We start from the raw sequence: 16,762 nt of genomic DNA, 5'->3' as shown, positions 1-16,762 counted from the left end.
GAAGGGGAGGGCTCCGTGGGCCACGCTCCGGAGACCACCTGGGCGGACCGTGTCGTGGACCTGGACGTCCCCGCCGCGGCCCCCACGGCCTCCGAGGACGGCGTGGCCCTGGCCTCCGCGTGGGAGTTCATGCAGCAGCCGTGGCAGCCGGAGGCCGCCGCGCAGATGGATCCCGCCCAGGCCCTGCTCGCCGCCGCCAGCGCTTCCACCGACACGCCTCCGGACGGTCCCGCCGTGACGGCGGAGCAGGTCCTCTCCGCGCTCGACACGGCGGACTCGCAGGGCATGGTGGGCAAGGTGCTGCTGGCCTACAGCGCGGGCCGCTTCCGCCGGGCCTTCCTGCTGGGCGACAGCTTCGGCCTCGCGCGCGTGGGCCGCGCCTGGGGCCCCGGCTGCGACCGTCCGGAGGTCTCCGCGCTCAAGGTGGACCTGGACGCGCCGTCCCTCTTCACCTCCGCGATGAACGGCCCCAGCCCCAGCGTCTTCAGCGCCCCGCAGGCCCCTCAGGACGAGGCCATCTTCTCCGCGCTGTGCGGCGAGTCCGAGTCCCACCTGCTCGTCTTCCCGCTCCACTCGCGCGGCCAGCCCGTGGCCTTCTTCGTCGCCGAGCACGGCCCCGCGCCCCTGGAGGTCGCCATGCTGGAGGAGCTGGGCCGCATCGCGGACCGCGCCGTGGAGATCTGCACCCGCCTCCACCGCTTCCCCTGAAACACGAAACGCGAAGGGCTCCGGAGCCATCAGCCCCGGAGCCCTTTTTCACGTCACGTCACGGCCGCGCTTCAGCTGCAGCCCGTGGTCGTGCCGCAGTTCGTGCACTTGTAGCAGGCGCCGCTGCGCACGGTGATGGCGCCGCACTGGTGGCAGGGCGGGGCGTCCGCCTGGTTCAGGTACGTGCTGCGCGAGTTCATCGCGGACAGCTGCAGCGTCCCCACCTGCGCCGGCACCGCCGCCTGCGTCACCGGCTCCGGACGGGCCTCCTCCACCGGCGTCACCTCCACGTCGTCCGCGCAGGGCTCCGTGGGCAGGAACTTCAGCGACAGCCACCGGAAGATGTAGTCCGTGATGGACTTGGCGATCGGGATGGCCGGGTTGCCCGTGAAGCCGCTCGGCTCGTAGCGGGTGTGGCAGAACTTGTCCGCCAGCACCTGGAGCGGCACGCCGTACTGGAGCGCCAGCGACACGCTGGTGGCGAAGCTGTCCATCAGGCCGCTCACCACCGAGCCCTCCTTCGCCATGACGACGAAGAGCTCACCCGGCGTGCCGTCCTCGTACATGCCCACCGTCAGGTAGCCCTCGTGGCCACCGATGGAGAACTTGTGCGTGATGGACTGCCGCTCGTCCGGCAGGCGGCGGCGCAGCGCCTTGGGCTCCGGCATCACCGCGGGGGTGGGCTCGGCCACCACGCGCTTCGCCTCCGGGGCCTTGTCCTGCGACGTGTTGAGCGGCTGCGTGCGCTTGCACCCGTCGCGGTACACGGCGACGGCCTTCAGGCCGCTGCGCCACGCCTCGATGTACGCCTTCTCGATGTCCTCCACCGTGGCGTCGTTGGGCAGGTTCACCGTCTTGGAGATGGCGCCGGAGAGGAACGGCTGCGCCGCGGCCATCATCTCGATGTGGCCCATCCAGTGGATGCTGCGCTGGCCCTTGGACGGCTTGAACGCGCAGTCGAACACCGGCAGGTGCTCCGTCTTCAGGTGCGGAGCGCCCTCGATGGTGTCGTGCTTGTCCAGGTACGCGATGATGTCCTGCGCCTGCGTCTGCGGGTAGCCCAGCTTCTCCAGCGCCAGCGGCACCGTCTGGTTGACGATCTTCAGCATGCCGCCGCCGACCAGCTTCTTGTATTTGATCAGCGCGATGTCCGGCTCGATGCCCGTGGTGTCGCAGTCCATCATGAAGCCGATGGTCCCCGTGGGCGCCAGCACCGTCACCTGGCTGTTGCGGTAGCCGTGCTCCATGCCGCGCGCCAGTGCGTCGTCCCACGCCTCCTTCTGCGCCGTGTGCAGCTCCTCGCTCACGCCGGCCACGGGCAGCTGGTACGCCGCCTTGCGGTGCTTGCGGATGACGCCGAGCATGGGCTCCGCGTTGTTGCCGTAGCCCGCGAACGCGCCCTGGCGCTCCGCGATGCGCGCGCTCATCGCGTACGCCTCGCCGCACATCAGGGACGTGATCGCACCGGCCAGGTTGCGGCCCGCGGGGGAGTCATACGGCAGGCCGGACGCCATCAGGAGCGCGCCCAGGTTCGCGTAGCCCAGGCCCAGCGGACGGTAGTCGTGGCTGTTCTTGGCGATGCGCTCGGTGGGGTAGCGGCTGAAGCCGACGATGATCTCCTGCGCCAGCAGCACCACGTCCACCGCGTGCTTGAAGGCGGCCACGTCGAAGCCACCCTCCAGCGTGCGGAAGTGCATCAGGTTCAGCGACGCCAGGTTGCAGGCCGAGTCATCCAGGAACATGTACTCGGAGCAGGGGTTGGACGCGTTGATGCGCGCCGTGCCGGAGCACGTGTGCCACGCGTTCACCGTGGTGTCGTACTGGAGGCCCGGGTCGCCGCACAGGTGCGCCGCCTCGGCGATCTCGCGGAACAGCTCGCGGGCCTTGTAGGTCTCCATCACCTGGCCGTCGCGCACCGCGCGCGTCTGCCACGGGCCGTCGTTCACCACGGCCTTCATGAAGTCGTCGGTGACGCGCACGGAGTTGTTGGAGTTCTGGAAGAACACCGACCCGTAGGCCTCGCCGTTGAAGGACGGATCGTAGCCCGCCTCAATCAGCGCCCAGGCCTTCTTCTCCTCGTTCGACTTGCAGCGGATGAACTCGAGGATGTCCGGGTGCTCGGCGTTGAGGATGACCATCTTCGCCGCGCGCCGCGTCTTGCCGCCGCTCTTGATGACGCCCGCGAACGCGTCGAAGCCGCGCATGAACGACACCGGGCCGGACGCCGTGCCGCCGCCCGCCAGCAGCTCCTTGCTGCCGCGGATGGAGGACAGGTTGGAGCCCGTGCCGCTGCCGTACTTGAAGAGCATGCCCTCCGTGCGCGCCAGCCCCAGGATGGACTCCATGTTGTCGTCCACGCTGTTGATGAAGCACGCGGAGCACTGCGGGTGCTCCTCCACGCCCACGTTGAACCAGACGGGCGAGTTGAACGCCGCCTTCTGGCGCAACAGCAGGTGCGTCAGCTCCGCGTGGAACGCCTCGCGGTCCACCGCCGACGCGAAGTAGTGCCCCTCCTCACCCCAGCGGGTGAGGGTGTCCACCACGCGCGCCACCAGCTTGCGCACGCTCGTCTCGCGCTCGGGTGTGCCCGGCGTGCCCCGGAAGTACTTCGACGCCACGACGTTCGTCGCCAGCATCGACCAGGACTTGGGGACCTCGATGTCCTTCTGATCAAAGACGACCTTGCCGTCCTCGCCCTTGATGCTCGCGCTGCGGTACTCCCACGCCAGCTCGTCCGCCGGATCCACGCCGGGCGTCGTGAAGAAGCGCTCCACGGTCAGCCCCGTGGAGGCCGTCGCCGCCTTGCCCTTCGCACGTCCTCCGCGCCGCGACTCCCTGCCACCCACCGCCGGCTTCCCACTCAGTTCCTTCTCCATGACGCCCACCTCCAGATTCACTGAGAGTGCTGATGCAAAATTTGCAAAATGGCCAACGCCGCGAGATCCCAGGGGATCCGTTGATCACTTCCAGGCACAGGGGCGGCAGCGTTGGATGGGTCAGGGACGGGCGGAAACCTGGGGATACACCCCTGGACTCCGGGCCCGGGCCTGACTGCCCACCTGCCGGGGGGGCGGATCCATATGATCGCTGGTGGGGTCCGTCAACATCACCCACGCCCCAATATCTAGTGTCAGAGTGCTGCTTACACACTTCATTTGGTGGACATTCCGAGGCCGTCTGATCTGCGCCCAAGGCTGATCTAATAACCCTTCCCCGGGTGGCAATGGCTGCTGTGACTGGCAACGTATCGTCATGGCCATGCAAAACCGGGGATGCCGCGAGGGGGGCCTGTCCAAGCGCTTGTGATCACTGACGGATGTTTGCTGCCAGTCCGTGCGCCGAGCGTAGGAGCGCTGTCCCGCCCACTCGACAAACCGGCCGGGAGGGGCGGGCCTGGACGGTCGCCTGCTGAACGCCGGCATCGATTTCGACGCTCGGCCGCGTTAGGAGGCGAACCATGCCGCCTCCCTTCGAACGCCACGTCTTCGTCTGCACCAACCGCCGTCCGGACGGTCACCCCAAGGGGTGCTGCGCCACGAAGGGTGGGGAGGAGGTGCGGGCCGCCTTCAAGGAGGAGCTCGACAAGCGCGGGCTCAAGCGCACCATGCGCGCCAACGCGGCGGGCTGCGTGGACACCTGCGCCTTCGGCGTCTCCGTGGTCGTCTACCCGGAGGGCACCTGGTACGGCGGCGTGAAGGTGGAGGACGTGCCCACCATCGTGGAGGAGCACCTGGTGCAGGGCCGCCCCGTGGAGCGTCTGCTGATGCCCTTCAACAAGAAGGCGGAGCGCTGAAGGCGGTTGCCCGCCTCGCGCCCCGCCTTGGGGTGACAGCGTTGAACCCTGGAGCTAGTCGCGGCGGTTGCCCAGCAGGCGCAGCAGCGACAGGAACAGGTTGATGAAGTCCAGGTAGAGGGTGAGCGCGCCCACGATGCTCACCGCGGTCGCGCTCTTGAAGCCCGCGCCCGCGTGGTAGTCACGCAGCTTCTGCACGTCGTAGGCGGTGAGGCCCGCGAACACGAGCACGCCCGCGCAGGCCATCACGAACGACACGGCGCTGCTCTGGATGAAGAAGTTCACCACGCCGGCGATGACGATGCCGATGAGCCCCATGAAGAGGAACGTGCCCCAGCTGCTCAGGTCCTTCTTCGTGACGGTGCCGTAGACGGCCATCGCGCCGTAGGTCGCGGCGGTGATGAAGAACACCTGGCCAATGGAGCTGGCCGTGTAGATGAGGAAGATGACCGACAGCGTCACGCCCGTGAGCGCCGCGTAGCCCGCGAACATGAGCGCGGCCACCGGGCCGGACAGCCGGGGCGCCAGGATGGACAGGCCGAACACCACGCCCAGCTGCACCAGGAACAGGGCCATCCGGTTCTGCACCGCCATGCGGAGCAGCGTCTCATTGGCCAGCGTCACCATGGCCATCACGCCGGTGAGCGCCAGTCCCGCGAACATCCAGCCGTGCACGCGCGACATGAACGCCCGCTGCGACTCCTGCACCAGGACGTCGTCCACCGAGCCTGCCTGCCCGCCCTGCCAGCCACCTGAAGATTCCCACGCCATGTGTTCCGTTTCCTTTCGGGCCGGGGGCCGCTTCAAGCCCCAGCCTCTCTTTAACGATGACCCCTGGAGGACGCCTTAAAGGGCCTTCCAGGCCAGCAAAAGCTTCGACGCGACTTCCGTCGTGATGAGCGGTAGCACACCGCCGCCGCCCACGATGTTGACGATCTCCGACATGGACCCACGGCACACCCCGCCCCACGCGGGCTGTTTCGCCAGCCCAACAGACGCGTACGCCGAGTAGTCCACGAAGAACGAAGCCGGCAGCACCTGGTTCGTCCCGCAGAGCAGGTGGTCCTCCGGCTGGGTGTCCACCACCTCCTGCACCACGAAGCCGCCGCCCTGCGTGTCCGTCGCGGCGCGCTCGCACAGCTGGGCCCACGTCTTGGACTCTCCGTAGGCGCCCTTCACACGCTCCTCGTAGGGCACGGTGCCCACGGAGCGGCCCAGGAACACGGCCTTGCCGCCGTAGTCCCACGCGCGCTTGAGCACGAACCGCGCGGGCTCCTCCACCACCCGCGCGACGATGTCCTCCACCTTCGCGCCGTCGGGGGCCACGCCGGGCCCGTGGCGGAAGGGGCGCGTCCACGGCACCGACTCGCGCACCGCCTCCAGCTCCTCCGGCGACAGGCCCGCGCGCTCCGCGAGCGACGCGTCCGTCAGCGCCTGCGACAGGAGCGCGAACGTCGTCTTCACCTCCACCTGCGAGGCGGGCGGGTTCAGGAACACGGCCTTCTTGCCCGGGACGACGGAGAGGAAGTCCTCCACCCAGGGGGCGGGGTTCTGCTCCAGCCGGCGGACGAAGAGGTGGCGGTACACCAGGTCGTACGCCTTGCCGTTCACCGTGAACGTGTCGTCGCCGGACACGTCCTCCGGGTGCACCACGTCCGCGTCCGCGCCGAACTCGCGGAAGCGCTCGCACAGCCAGCGCAGCTCCGTGATCTGCGCGTCGTTCTTGCGGCACAAGAGGGCCACGGTGTCCGGCATCTTCCCGTTGCGCTCGGCCGCGTAGCCGTCCAGCAGCGCGCGGTAGAGCGGCAGCGCGTTGCTGCCGTTGAGCGTGAGCAGCGCCGGCAGCGCCTTCTCCGGGTAGCGCACGTGCCGCGCCACGACCTCGATGAAGGTGCGCGCCGCGATGTCCGAATAGCCCTGCATGGCCGGGATGGTGGCGTTGACCTCCAGCGCCCAGGGCCGGCCGCCGGACACGAAGTAGTCCACGCGGGTGGTGGCCAGCTTGCGGCTCGCCTCCCAGGTGCCCTGCGCCAGGCGGCGCTCCAGCGGGGACAGCGCGCCCAGCAGCGTCTCCGCGTCCGGGCCGCCCAGGATGCCGCGCGCCATCTTCAGGGTGGCGGAGGCCAGCTTCGCGGACAGCAGCGCGCGGCGTTTGATCTCCTCGGCGTCCAGGATGACCGGCGTGGCGGTGATGGGGATGGGCTGGGTGCTGCCATCCGGCTTCGTCACCGCGAGGCCGCGCTGGTAGGCGGTCTTCGCCAGCTCCGGTCCGAAATAGTGTGCCTGCCTGCGCAGGACATCCATGAGCTCGTGCACGCGCGGAACCTACGACCGCAGGGGCGGGTGGGTCCACCACCCGCGACAGGCGTCCAGGCCCGCCATGTCCGCCACCTCGCTTCCCGGCCCCCCTCCCGGCTTGCACCAGGAGGGGAGGTCGCTTAAAACAACTCAGTTGCTTTTTCCCACCGAGTGGACGTGAGCCGCCTCCGACGCCACCCCAGAACGCCTCGCTCCCTGCCGCGCCTCCTGGCTCTGCCGTGGGTGCTCGTGTGCGTGCTGGTGTACGTGGGCAGCGTGCTCCACTTCGCGCTCGTGCAGCACACCACGTGCCTGGAGCACGGGGACGTGATGCACGTGAGCGACGCGGCGTCTCACGACGGCCCGTTGGAGGAGGCGCTCTCCTTCGACGACGCGCGCGTGGCGAAGGCGCCGGTGTCGACGGCCACGCCCCACGGCGGTGAAGCCCACTGCCACCACGCCTTCTTCCGCCGTGAGGTTCCGCCTCCGGCCGGGTCCGCGCCCGTCGTGGCCGCGGTCTCCACGCGCTCCAGCCCCGCGCTGGCGGTGTTCCGCTTCCACGCGGCGCCCGTCGCGCTGTTGAGGCTCGCGCCCAAGTCGTCGCCGCCGCGCGCCTAGTCTTCCGCCGCCGAAGCCCGCCGTCCCGGCCCCACGTGTCTCGCGGGGTGGGGTGCGCCGTGGCCACCGGAGTCCAGGCCGTGGGCGTTCCTGTTCGCTGAACGGATCCGCCATACGCGCCCGGTCGCTCCGGCCACGCGCTTCGTGCCGCGGTCCCTCCTTCCAGTCCCGTCCGGGCTCGCGCCGCCACTCCGCTTGAGGAGCGGTGTGCGTGCGGCCCATGCGGCTGGAGTTCCCGCAGTCCCCCCATGTCCCTGGAGTCCCCATCATGAAGAAGAAGCTTCTGTCCGCCCTGCTGCTGTCCACCGCCCTCCTCGCCGCCGGTTGTGGCGGTGACGAAGAAGAGGAAGGCCACGCTGACGAGGAGGGCTGCGAGCACCTGCAGAAGGGCCCCGGCGCCGCCGTCACCGCCGCCGCCAGCGGCGTGGGCCCGGCCGTGAGCAACGACCACAAGCGCTACGACATCGCGCTGGTGGACGTCGCGGGAGGCAAGGGCGGCGCGGTGTCCTTCGCCGTCTCCGAGGCCACCGACTACGTCCTCTACACGAGCGCCACGGTGCCGGTGACGGTCACCAACGGCAGCGGCGCGACGGTGGACTTCGAGGAGAGCGCCACCAGCTCCACGCTCTGCACGGACATCCAGGGCCGCTACGTCGTGCCGCTCACCGTGGGCACGCACACGCTGACCTTCGGGCCCTCGACCCTCTCCTCCGTGTCGCTCGTCATCGAAGAAGCCGGCGAGCACGACCACGACCACGACTGACCCCACCTCCACCGGAGTTCCCCATGGGTACCTTCCAGCAGTTCATCGACAGTCAGGAGCTCACCGCGGTGCGTGTGAGCCCCACCGTGAAGAAGGCCGCTTCGTAGCGGAACGGAAGGCGCCCCATGTCCAAGGTCTCTTCTGGCGGTTCCCTGCTTCCCTGCGACGTGCGCCGCGACGGCGACCGTCTGTTCGACGTGGCCATGTGGTGCCTGGGCCAGGACGTGCGTTGCCCGGACGGCAACGTGCTGCTGCGGCGCGGCCTGGTGCGCGAGCCGCGTCCGCCGGGCGTGGAGGGACAGAGCGCGTACCAGGGGCAGCTCTTGGACGGGGGGCGCCTCACGCTGTGGGGTTTCGGCGCGCTGTGTGAGTCGTGCGGCGCCGCCATCTTCGTGCCGCGCGACGGCTTCGTGCCCCGGTGGGTGGAGGGCGCGCGAGGCAACGCGTTCCGCGTGGAGGACGTGGGCGTCCGGCGCGAAGTGGCCACCGGGCAGGAGCGCAGGGCGGCGCGGGCAGGGCTCGCGCGGCTTGCGGACTGGCTCGCGGAGTACGAGGCGTGGGTGGCCCATGACGTGGGCCTGGCCTGGCGGCGCGAGTGCCTGGCGGCGCGGCGCAAGGCGTCTCCCATCCCCGCGGAGGAGCTGTCCACCGCCTGGAAGCGGTTGGCCGTGCGCGTGCGCGCGACCGATGCAGCAGTGCAGCACCATGCCGCTCCGATGACCGGAGCGTGAGGAGGACACCATGCTGGCACGTCTGTTCAGAGCCGATGCCCCGTCGGTCCACTCCCACGTCGCGTGGGAGGACCTGCCGGATGAAGCCCTTCCCACGCCGCCGCTCCTGGACGGGCTGGGAGATGCGCACCTGTCCGTGACGACACAGGTCCCCCTGGCGCAGGCGTACTTCAACCAGGGCCTGCGCCTCCTGCACCTGGGCTGGGCACTGGAGGCCCGGCGCGCCTTCGCGGAGGCCGCGAGGCAGGATCCATCCCTCGCCATGGCGTGGTGGGGGCTCGCGCTCGCGCGAGGCGTGGGGCAGCGCTTCACCGCGGACCGGGCGGAGGCCATCCGCAAGGCGCTGACGCTGGCGGAGGGCACCACCGACCTGGAGCAGCGGCTGGTGGTCGCGGCCAGCCTCCTCGCGGACAAGGGCCCCGCCAACGGCCGGCACGCCTTCGTGCGCGAGATGGAGTGCCTCATCGACCGCTATCCCCAGGAGCCCGAACCGCGCCTCTTGCTCGCGGGCTTCCTGCTGGACGGCTACGAATCCGACGGCCGCCCCGGTCAGGGACAGCCGTACGCGCAGCTCCTCCTGCGCGACCTGTTGCGCACGCACCCGCGCCACGCGGGCGTGCACGTGGCGTGGGTGCAGGCGTGGCTGCCCAGCGCACGGCCGGACACGGCGCTGGAGAGCGCGGAGCTGCTTCCGTCGCTCGTGCCCTCGGGAAGTCCCGCGCTGCTCGCCGCCGGACGCCTGCTCCTGCGCATGGGCAAGGCCACGGACGCGAACCGCATCCTGGAGGCCGCGGTGACGGCGGACGACGCGTACGTCGCGCGTGAGTCGCTGCCCATCGAAGTCGCGCCGAGCGCCGACACCGCCCTGCGCCTGCTCAGCGAAGGCTGCATGGAGGTGGGGCAGTACCGGGGCGCGCAGGCCTGGGCCCGCAAGCTGCGGCAGCGCGTGGAGGCCGCGGGAGGCCAGCCACAAGCAGTGCTCTTCGCGGCCACCACGCTCGTCGCCGCGCACCTGCGCTTCGGCTTCAGCCGGGCGGCGGCGGAGGTCCCCATGGAGCTGGGTTCCACGGCCACCGTCGCGGAGGCCGGACTGCGCGACGCCGTGCGCCTGTACGCGCGAGGCGTCTGTGCCCTCGAAACGGGACGGCTGGGCGACGTGGAGCGCGCGTGCGGCACGCTGGATGCGCTGGTCGTCACCTTGTCGGAAGCACCGCGCTCCGAGGGCCGGGCCCTGTGCCCTCGCGACGTGGCGCGCACGGTGGAGGTCGCCGCGCAGGAGCTGCGGGGCACGCTGGATGCGCGACGGGGCGACTGTGGCCGCGCGGAGGCCGCGCTCACACGGGCACTGCGCCTGGAGCGCCGCCTGCGCCCCGTGGGCCCCGCGCTCTTCTGCCGGCCGCCCCGGGAGACGCTGGCCCGCGTGCGCCTGCGCTCCGGCCGCGAGGAGAAGGCCCTGGAGCTGGCGCTGGAGCGGGCAGGGGAGCGGCCCGGTTGTGGCCACTGCATGCTGCTGGTCGCGGAGGCCCACGTCGCCTGCGAGTGCATGTCCGAGGCGGAGCACGACTTCGCCGTGGTGCTGGACCTGTGGCGCGACGCGGATCCGCACCTGCCAGGCCTGCAACGCGCGCGCGGCTTCGCGGCCCGGGGCCACCGGGGCCGCACGGCGCTCCGCCGGGTGCCGGACGTGGCCTCGGTGGACACCGCGCCCGTCCCCCGGGGTGGAGAAGCGCCCTGGACCGTTCATGGCGGCTGAGCGCGCTTGACGCAGGCGCGGCCTTCACGTCACTAGGGGGCATCCTCCAAGGAGCCGCCCCATGCCGTCGTCCCGCCTGAAGCCCGAGCAGGCCGCGCTGCTCGTCGTCGACATCCAGGAGCGCCTGTGCGCCGCGATGGACCGCGACGCCCTGGACCGCATGCTCGCGCGCACCGGCGCCGCGGTGGAGGGCGCGCGGGCCCTGGGCATTCCCGTCATCGTCACGGAGCAGTACCCGCAGGGGCTGGGCCGCACGCACTCGCTGCTCAAGCTGCGCCTGGGGGAGTTCAAGCCGCTGGAGAAGCTGGAGTTCTCCGCCGCCACGCCGGATGTCCTGTCCGTGCTGGGCGACCGCAAGCAGGTGCTGATCACCGGCATGGAGACGCACATCTGCGTCTTCCAGACGGCGCGCGACCTGGCGGACAGCGGCCGCGAGCCGTGCCTGCTCGCGGACGCCGTGCTGTCCCGAGCGGAGGAGGACCGCCGCGTGGGCCTGGAGCTGTGCCGCGACGCGGGCGCGCGCATCCTCACCGTGGAGGCGGCCCTGTTCGACATGCTGGGCCGCGCGGGCACCCCCGAGTTCAAGAAGGTGTCCGCCGCCGTCCGTTGATCAGGCCCTGCGCTTGAAGGGCACCTGCACCAGCCGGATGAGCATCATCAGCAGCACCAGGACCCCGGACAGGACGGTCTGCGAACCGCCCACCGGGAAGTCGTAGAAGTACGCGAACAGGTATCCGCCCGCGCCCGCGATGCCGCCCAGCACGGTCGCCGTGAAGAAGGTCCACGGCAGCCGCAGGTCCAGCACCAGCGCGGCGATGGCCGACAGCGTGGAGAACGCGAAGACGGGCAGGGCGCCCAGCGCCCGCGCGCACACGCCCACCATGATGCCGATGGACACCATCAACACCGTGTCCAGCAGCTTCACCGGCAGCCCCTGCACGGTGGCGCCCACGCGGTCGAAGCTCACGAAGGCGATGCCCCGGAACCACCACAGGTGCAGCACCATCAGCACCGCGCCGGCCACCGCCACCGCCTGGAGCTGATCCGGCGTCACCAGCACCGCGGTGCCAAAGAGGATGCCCTGGATGTCGTGCGCCTCCTGCGCGATGCGGTCACCCACCAGGATGGCCGCGCCGCCCGCGAAGGCGAACGCGCACCCCAGCAGGCTCTCGCGTGACAGCCGCAGCCGCGCCGGTTCAATCATCAGGAGCAGCGTGGCCGCGACGGACAGCACCACCGCGCCCACCAGCGGATCCACGTGCACGCCCAGGTGGATCTCCGCGAAGAAGGCCAGCGCCACGCCCAGGCCCGCGGTGTTCGTCACCGCGGCGCTGACGAACACCATGCGCCGCAGCACGACGTAGACGCTGAGGAAGCCCAGCACGCACCCGGCGATGAGCGCGCAGAGGATGGGGTCCCGGAACAGCTCCCAGCCGGCCTGGAACTGCTCCCACTTCGAGGGCTCAAGCAGGGTTGTTTCCACGGTGGGGTCCCTGGGGCGCGGTGTGGCAGTAGTCGTCGCCGTACTGGCGGCGGAAGGCCGGGTGGCAGAACACGGTGCGCGCATCGCCCATGACGAAGGTGCGGTGCTCGCGGTCCACGAAGAGGATGACGTCGGCGTGCTCGGCGGCGACGGACATGTCGTGGCTCACCACCACCACGCCCAGGCCCCGGTCGTGCGCCAGCGCGCACAGCCGCAGCATCGTCTGCTTCTCCGCCACCGCGTCCATCGCCGCGGTGGGTTCATCCAGCAGGACGACGTCCGCCTCGGTGGCGATGACCCGCGCCAGCAGCGCGCGCTGCTTCTCGCCGCCGGACAGATCGCGGAAGGGCCGCTTCGCGATGCCGCGCGCGCCCGCGGTGTCGAGCGCCGCCTCCACCTTCTGCCGGTCCGCCTTGCTGGGGAAGGGCCGCAGGAAGTTCCACCCGGACAGCCGCCCCCAGCTGGTCAGCTCCCGCGCGTGCACGGGCAACAGCGAGTCGATGGACGACATCTGCGGCACGTACGCGCTGCGGATGTTTGGCGACGCCAGGGTGATGCGGCCGGACACCGGAGGAATCAGCCCCAGCAGCGTCTTGAACCAGGTGCTCTTGCCGGAGCCGTTGCGGCCCACCACCGCCACGAACTGGCGGCGGCGCACCACCAGGTCCATGGGCGGCAGGATGTCCTTGCCCCCGTAGCCGATGACCAGCTGCTCGCACTTGAGCAGCGGCTCGCCCGGCTCCGGCGGCGGAGCGGCGCGGTGCCCCCGGTCCAGCTCCGTCTCGTGATCACCGTGAGCCACGGCTCACCTCCGCGGTGGGGCTCAATCCGGCCACCTTCTCCAGCAGCGCGGCACGCACGGCCGCGTGCGCGGGATCATCCAGGTCGATCACGCCATCCGCGCCCGGCGGCACGGCGGACCAGTCCACCGCGTCGAAGAGGGCCGGCGTCAGCTCCAGCTTCAGGCCCAGCGTCACGCGCGGATCGTTCTCGCGGTCGGACGGCACGTCCAGGTCCCCGGTGAGCACCGCCACCGGTTTGGCCTCCGCGCCCATCATCGTCGCGGTGAACCGGAAGGGCAGGGCGCCCGTGAAGCGCGCCGGCACGCGGCCATCGCGCACGCTGCCCGTCATGCGCAGGCCGGTGACGGCCCAGCGCCCGCTCGACAGGGTCGTCTTGCCCAGCTCGCACGCGGGCTCGCAGGTGAGGCCGCGGGCCGCGGGCGCCAGCAGGTCCAGCTCCGCGTCCACGGGCAGGTTGGCCACCGTGACGGTGCTGCTGCCGCCACCACCGGCCAGCTCCGCCTCGATGTCCTCGTAGTCCACGAGCGCGCCGTCGTCGCCGTGGCAGTGCCCGTTGTGGCACAGCGAGTAGCCCGGCGGCGGCGAGGACGGATCAAACGTCGTGCTGCCACCGCCGCCCGCGCTGGCCAGCAGGTCGATGGTGCCCAGGCTCACCGTGCCCGTGTCCATGCGCAGCTGGAAGTCGGACGCGAGCGCCTGGTAGCCGTCGCCCGCGTCGCGGCGGGGCAGGGGCGAGTACGCGGCTTCGACGGAGGGCTCCAGCACCGCGAAGCTCTCGCCCGCGTCGAACGCGCACCCGGACAGCAGCGCGACAGGGAGCATCCAGGCGTTGGCTGAGATGCGGGAAGCAATACGCTTCATGGTGTCAGCTCCCCTTCCCGGCGAGGCCCTGCTCCAGCCGGGTCACCATCAGCTCCATGCGCTGCACGTACGTCTGGCCGCCGCGCGCATCGGTGCCTCCGGGCAGGGTGACGAGCGGCGCGGGGATCTTCGACGCGAGGAACCTCGCGTTGGTGTCCGCGTAGTAATCCTCCTTGAGGACCATCTTCGCCTTGTTCGTCCGGGCCAGCACCAGCACCTGCGCGACGTGGGACGCGGTGGGAGGGATGCCCGGCTTGGGCTCCAGGAAGGCGATCGTCTTGAAGCCCAGCCAGTTCTGCAGGTACGCCGTCGTGCGGTGGAACGCGACCACGGGCACGCCCTTGAGCGCCGCGAGCCGCTTCTCCCAGCCCTCCTGCGCCGCCTGCACCTCCTGCGTGAACTTCGCGAGGTTGGCCTTGTAGGTGGCCGCGTTCTTCGCATCCAGCTGCGCCATGCGCGCCTCGATGGCGGCGGCCACCTTCAGCGCCTGCCGCGGATCATAGAGATAGTGCGGGTTGCCGCCGGGGTGCACGTCGCCCTGGCTGCGGTCCACCGGCGCGGAAGGCACCTCCAGCAGGTCCACGGACCGCGACGCGTCCAGGTAGCCCGTGTTGCCCGTCAGGATGCGGTTGTTGCGCGCACCGGTCTGGAGATTCGGCAGCCAGCCGATCTCCAGGTCCAGGCCCGCGGCGATGAGCAGGTCCGCGCGGTTGAGCGCGAGCGCCAGGTTGGGCTTCGCGTCCACGAAGTGCGGATCCTGCGTGGGCAGCGCGAGCGCGATGACCTCCACCTTGTCTCCGCCCACGGCCTTGGCCAGCGCGGCCAGGTCCGGGAGGGTGGCGACGACCTTCAGGTCCGCGCGAGCGGGAACGGCGGTGAGGCTGATGACGGCGGCGCACAGGGCCGCGAACAGGCGAAGGGAACGCATGGAAGGGCTCCGGAAGATGAGGTCAGAACGCATGGGCACCGTGGGCGCCGGTCACGACTTCAAGGGCGAGGAAGGCCGAGTAGTCCGGCGACGCGCGCCAGCCCGCTCGGTCCGTGGCGGCCTGCAGGCGCAGGCGGGAGAACTCCGTGGGCCAGTACGTCAGCGACGCGGTGATGCGCTGGCGCTCGGCCGTCCACTCGGGGTCGAGCGGATCCGTCGCGACGCGGCCCTCCTGCGTCTTCGCGGCCGTGCCGAACTCGTAGCGCACGCCCGTGGCCCAGCGGTTGGAGAAGCGCCACACCGTCTGCGCGTAGCCGCCCCAGTCCGAGAGCACGTCCTCCGGCACCTGGCGGCGCCGGTAGAGCACCTCCGCCTGGAGCGTCACCTGCTGCGAGCTCGCGGACGTGATGGGCCGGAACTTCAGGTACACGTCCGTGCCGTAGATGCTGGTGTGGTTGCGGTAGCCCGTCGCGTTGGGGCCGGTGGCGGCGGACAGGCCCCACAACAGCGATATGTCGTCCGACAGCGGGAAGAACTGCTTCAGCGCGCCGGTGAGCTGGAAGTCCAATGGTGACAGCACGCGCTCGGCGTCCGCGCCGAAGAAACTGCGCGCGGTGGCCTCACCCACGGCGTCCGTGGCGCTGCCCACCACCTCCACGTACCAGGGCAGCGGCGTGAGCCACGAACCCTCCACGCCCAGGCCCCGGTTGCCCTCCGCGCCGAAGTAGCGGCTCATCACGAAGGGCTGGTCCACGAAGGCCCACGCGTGCGGGTGCGTGGCGTTGATGCGCCCGAAGCGGGTGAGGAACTGGCCCGCGCGCACCTGGAGGCTCGCGGGCAGGTCCAACGTGGTGACGTACGCCTCCTCGATTTCGACGCCGAACTGGCTGAAGACGATGTTGCTGTCGAAGCGGAAGTACGGGTCCACCACCGAGCCGACGGACAGCTCCAGCTGCTGGAGGTTGAAGCCGTTCTTCGTCGGGTCGTGCGCGCCCTCCTGCAGGGGCTCCTTGCTGGAGAAGGCCGCCAGGGCCATGTCCAGGATGAAGCTCAGGTTGAGGAAGTTGGTGCCGCCGGAGATGGCGTTGGGCAGCTTGAGCGGCGTCACGCCGGAGTCGTTCGTCGCGGTGGGCGACGCCGGAGACGTGTCGCCGTTGGGACGCGCGCGCTCCTTCTCGTCCGCCGCCAGCGCCTTCTCGATTTCCTCCATCTCCTCCGGAGTCACCGCCGCCGGCGCGTCCTCGGCAGGGGCAGGGGATTCAGAGGACGGGGGGGACTGCTCCTGGGCCCACGCGGCGCTCGCGGACAGCTGAGCGGCGAGCACGACGGCGAGGGCGCGGGGATGCCTGCGCGGATGGGATGACACGGATGGTGGCTCCTCGAAACCGGCCGCCCGGGGAGCATGCGCGTGCGCACTCCGCGACGACCGTCGACCTGATGACCTGCTTCACGGACACGACACGCGGGAACTACGCGTGCGTGGGCGGTGAGGCCTTGGGCGCGGTGTCGAGGACGGCCAGCGGCGCGAAGGAGCGGGGCGGCGCGGTGGCGGGGTGGTTGCTCTCCACGCACGCCGAGCCGTAGGCGACGTCCGCCCCCTGAAGGGCCTCCACCTGCGGGGCGGCCGTGAGCAGCGGGCACGTCTCGTGGTTGAGGCCCATCGCGTCCGCCACGGCGGGCGGGACGGACGCGATGACCGGGGCGCGCTCGGAGAAGCGGGACAGCGCCGGGTTCGTCCTCCGGGCGTCCTCCTCGAACGTCTGGTGCTGCGGACAGAACCGGTGCGCGTGCTGCTCCACGTGCAGCGCCAGACCCAGCGGCTGGGCACCCCAGAGCGCGACGAGCAGCATCGCGGTGAGGCGGGCAAGGGTGTGGGCGCGCGAGAGCATCAGAGGGTCCCGGCTGGCTTACTGTCGCCCCCCGGGAGTGTCAAGGCAGGCAGGATTACAAGGGAACGTTGTCTTCATTCCGGACGTCCCGCTTCACCGCATCGGTTAGGTTGGACGAGCACCCCACGTCACGC

General features: G+C 70.8%; 15 protein-coding genes and 1 pseudogene. 7 read left to right on the top strand and 9 right to left on the bottom strand.

Annotated features, from left to right (window positions below):
• Positions 1-708 (top strand): annotated as a pseudogene (locus tag D7X55_RS19810) (hypothetical protein); the annotation flags it as partial.
• Between the two features lie 71 nt (positions 709-779).
• Here the strand turns inward: D7X55_RS19810 and D7X55_RS19805 are convergent.
• Positions 780-3,584: a vitamin B12-dependent ribonucleotide reductase gene (locus D7X55_RS19805; protein WP_121723885.1), complete on the bottom strand. Its 2,805-nt coding sequence runs from the start codon at positions 3,582-3,584 to the stop codon at positions 780-782.
• Positions 3,585-4,165: 581 nt separating this feature from the next.
• Between D7X55_RS19805 and D7X55_RS19800 the strand changes: the two genes are divergently transcribed.
• Positions 4,166-4,501, top strand: coding sequence for a ferredoxin (locus tag D7X55_RS19800; RefSeq protein ID WP_120549327.1), 336 nt, complete (start codon positions 4,166-4,168; stop codon positions 4,499-4,501).
• A 54-nt stretch (positions 4,502-4,555) separates the two neighbouring features.
• Here the strand turns inward: D7X55_RS19800 and D7X55_RS19795 are convergent, their stop codons facing one another.
• Both D7X55_RS19795 and D7X55_RS19790 read right to left on the bottom strand, forming a co-directional pair.
• Positions 4,556-5,272 carry a Bax inhibitor-1/YccA family protein gene (locus tag D7X55_RS19795; protein ID WP_120549326.1) on the bottom strand — a complete coding sequence of 239 codons (717 nt, stop codon included), beginning with the start codon at positions 5,270-5,272 and terminating at the stop codon, positions 4,556-4,558.
• A 75-nt stretch (positions 5,273-5,347) separates the two neighbouring features.
• Complete coding sequence (locus D7X55_RS19790; protein WP_407921775.1) at positions 5,348-6,805, bottom strand: hypothetical protein; 1,458 nt, start codon at positions 6,803-6,805, stop codon at positions 5,348-5,350.
• A gap of 228 nt (positions 6,806-7,033) precedes the next feature.
• Between D7X55_RS19790 and D7X55_RS19785 the strand changes: the two genes are divergently transcribed.
• From D7X55_RS19785 to D7X55_RS19765, 5 genes are all read left to right on the top strand, one after another.
• Entirely contained in the window at positions 7,034-7,417 is a 384-nt protein-coding gene (locus D7X55_RS19785; RefSeq protein ID WP_233609944.1) for a hypothetical protein, read from the top strand.
• A 268-nt stretch (positions 7,418-7,685) separates the two neighbouring features.
• Complete coding sequence (locus D7X55_RS19780) at positions 7,686-8,180, top strand: hypothetical protein (RefSeq protein WP_121723883.1); 495 nt, start codon at positions 7,686-7,688, stop codon at positions 8,178-8,180.
• Between the two features lie 125 nt (positions 8,181-8,305).
• A complete protein-coding gene (locus D7X55_RS19775) occupies positions 8,306-8,911 on the top strand; it encodes a hypothetical protein (protein WP_121723882.1) in 606 nt (201 codons plus the stop codon).
• Between the two features lie 10 nt (positions 8,912-8,921).
• Positions 8,922-10,664 carry a hypothetical protein gene (locus tag D7X55_RS19770; protein ID WP_120549323.1) on the top strand — a complete coding sequence of 581 codons (1,743 nt, stop codon included), beginning with the start codon at positions 8,922-8,924 and terminating at the stop codon, positions 10,662-10,664.
• Positions 10,665-10,725: 61 nt separating this feature from the next.
• Positions 10,726-11,274, top strand: coding sequence for an isochorismatase family protein (locus D7X55_RS19765; protein WP_120549322.1), 549 nt, complete (start codon positions 10,726-10,728; stop codon positions 11,272-11,274).
• Here D7X55_RS19765 and D7X55_RS19760 read toward each other — a convergent pair whose 3' ends face one another.
• The 6 genes from D7X55_RS19760 to D7X55_RS19735 form a co-directional block, all read right to left on the bottom strand.
• A complete protein-coding gene (locus D7X55_RS19760) occupies positions 11,275-12,147 on the bottom strand; it encodes a metal ABC transporter permease (RefSeq protein WP_120549321.1) in 873 nt (290 codons plus the stop codon).
• Positions 12,128-12,949 (bottom strand): metal ABC transporter ATP-binding protein, encoded by an 822-nt coding sequence (locus tag D7X55_RS19755; protein ID WP_370450134.1) that lies wholly within the window; start codon positions 12,947-12,949, stop codon positions 12,128-12,130. Before D7X55_RS19755 ends, D7X55_RS19760 begins: the two co-directional genes overlap by 20 nt.
• Positions 12,936-13,811, bottom strand: a complete 876-nt coding sequence (locus D7X55_RS19750; protein ID WP_120549320.1) for a hypothetical protein — start codon at positions 13,809-13,811, stop codon at positions 12,936-12,938. Before D7X55_RS19750 ends, D7X55_RS19755 begins: the two co-directional genes overlap by 14 nt.
• Before the next feature lie 4 nt (positions 13,812-13,815).
• A complete protein-coding gene (locus tag D7X55_RS19745; RefSeq protein ID WP_120549346.1) occupies positions 13,816-14,739 on the bottom strand; it encodes a metal ABC transporter substrate-binding protein in 924 nt (307 codons plus the stop codon).
• Positions 14,740-14,761: 22 nt separating this feature from the next.
• A complete protein-coding gene (locus D7X55_RS19740; RefSeq protein WP_120549319.1) occupies positions 14,762-16,105 on the bottom strand; it encodes a zinc-regulated TonB-dependent outer membrane receptor in 1,344 nt (447 codons plus the stop codon).
• A gap of 103 nt (positions 16,106-16,208) precedes the next feature.
• Positions 16,209-16,628, bottom strand: coding sequence for a hypothetical protein (locus tag D7X55_RS19735; protein ID WP_121723881.1), 420 nt, complete (start codon positions 16,626-16,628; stop codon positions 16,209-16,211).
• Positions 16,629-16,762 lie beyond the last annotated feature (134 nt).

Source organism: Corallococcus sp. AB049A (genome assembly GCF_003668885.1).
In the GTDB taxonomy this organism is placed as follows: Bacteria; Myxococcota; Myxococcia; order Myxococcales; family Myxococcaceae; genus Corallococcus; species Corallococcus interemptor.
Note: the sequence above shows the minus strand (reverse complement) of the source record. Positions and strands in the feature narration are given on the sequence as shown.

What these genes read in the sequence shown, in the direction of transcription:
- D7X55_RS19805 (WP_121723885.1), bottom strand. Translation starts at nt 3,584, where the DNA reads ATGGAGAAGGAACTGAGTGGGAAGCCGGCGGTGGGTGGCAGGGAGTCG.
- D7X55_RS19800 (WP_120549327.1), top strand. Translation starts at nt 4,166, where the DNA reads ATGCCGCCTCCCTTCGAACGCCACGTCTTCGTCTGCACCAACCGCCGT.
- D7X55_RS19795 (WP_120549326.1), bottom strand. Translation starts at nt 5,272, where the DNA reads ATGGCGTGGGAATCTTCAGGTGGCTGGCAGGGCGGGCAGGCAGGCTCG.
- D7X55_RS19790 (WP_407921775.1), bottom strand. Translation starts at nt 6,805, where the DNA reads ATGGATGTCCTGCGCAGGCAGGCACACTATTTCGGACCGGAGCTGGCG.
- D7X55_RS19780 (WP_121723883.1), top strand. Translation starts at nt 7,686, where the DNA reads ATGAAGAAGAAGCTTCTGTCCGCCCTGCTGCTGTCCACCGCCCTCCTC.
- D7X55_RS19775 (WP_121723882.1), top strand. Translation starts at nt 8,306, where the DNA reads ATGTCCAAGGTCTCTTCTGGCGGTTCCCTGCTTCCCTGCGACGTGCGC.
- D7X55_RS19770 (WP_120549323.1), top strand. Translation starts at nt 8,922, where the DNA reads ATGCTGGCACGTCTGTTCAGAGCCGATGCCCCGTCGGTCCACTCCCAC.
- D7X55_RS19765 (WP_120549322.1), top strand. Translation starts at nt 10,726, where the DNA reads ATGCCGTCGTCCCGCCTGAAGCCCGAGCAGGCCGCGCTGCTCGTCGTC.
- D7X55_RS19750 (WP_120549320.1), bottom strand. Translation starts at nt 13,811, where the DNA reads ATGAAGCGTATTGCTTCCCGCATCTCAGCCAACGCCTGGATGCTCCCT.
- D7X55_RS19745 (WP_120549346.1), bottom strand. Translation starts at nt 14,739, where the DNA reads ATGCGTTCCCTTCGCCTGTTCGCGGCCCTGTGCGCCGCCGTCATCAGC.
- D7X55_RS19735 (WP_121723881.1), bottom strand. Translation starts at nt 16,628, where the DNA reads ATGCTCTCGCGCGCCCACACCCTTGCCCGCCTCACCGCGATGCTGCTC.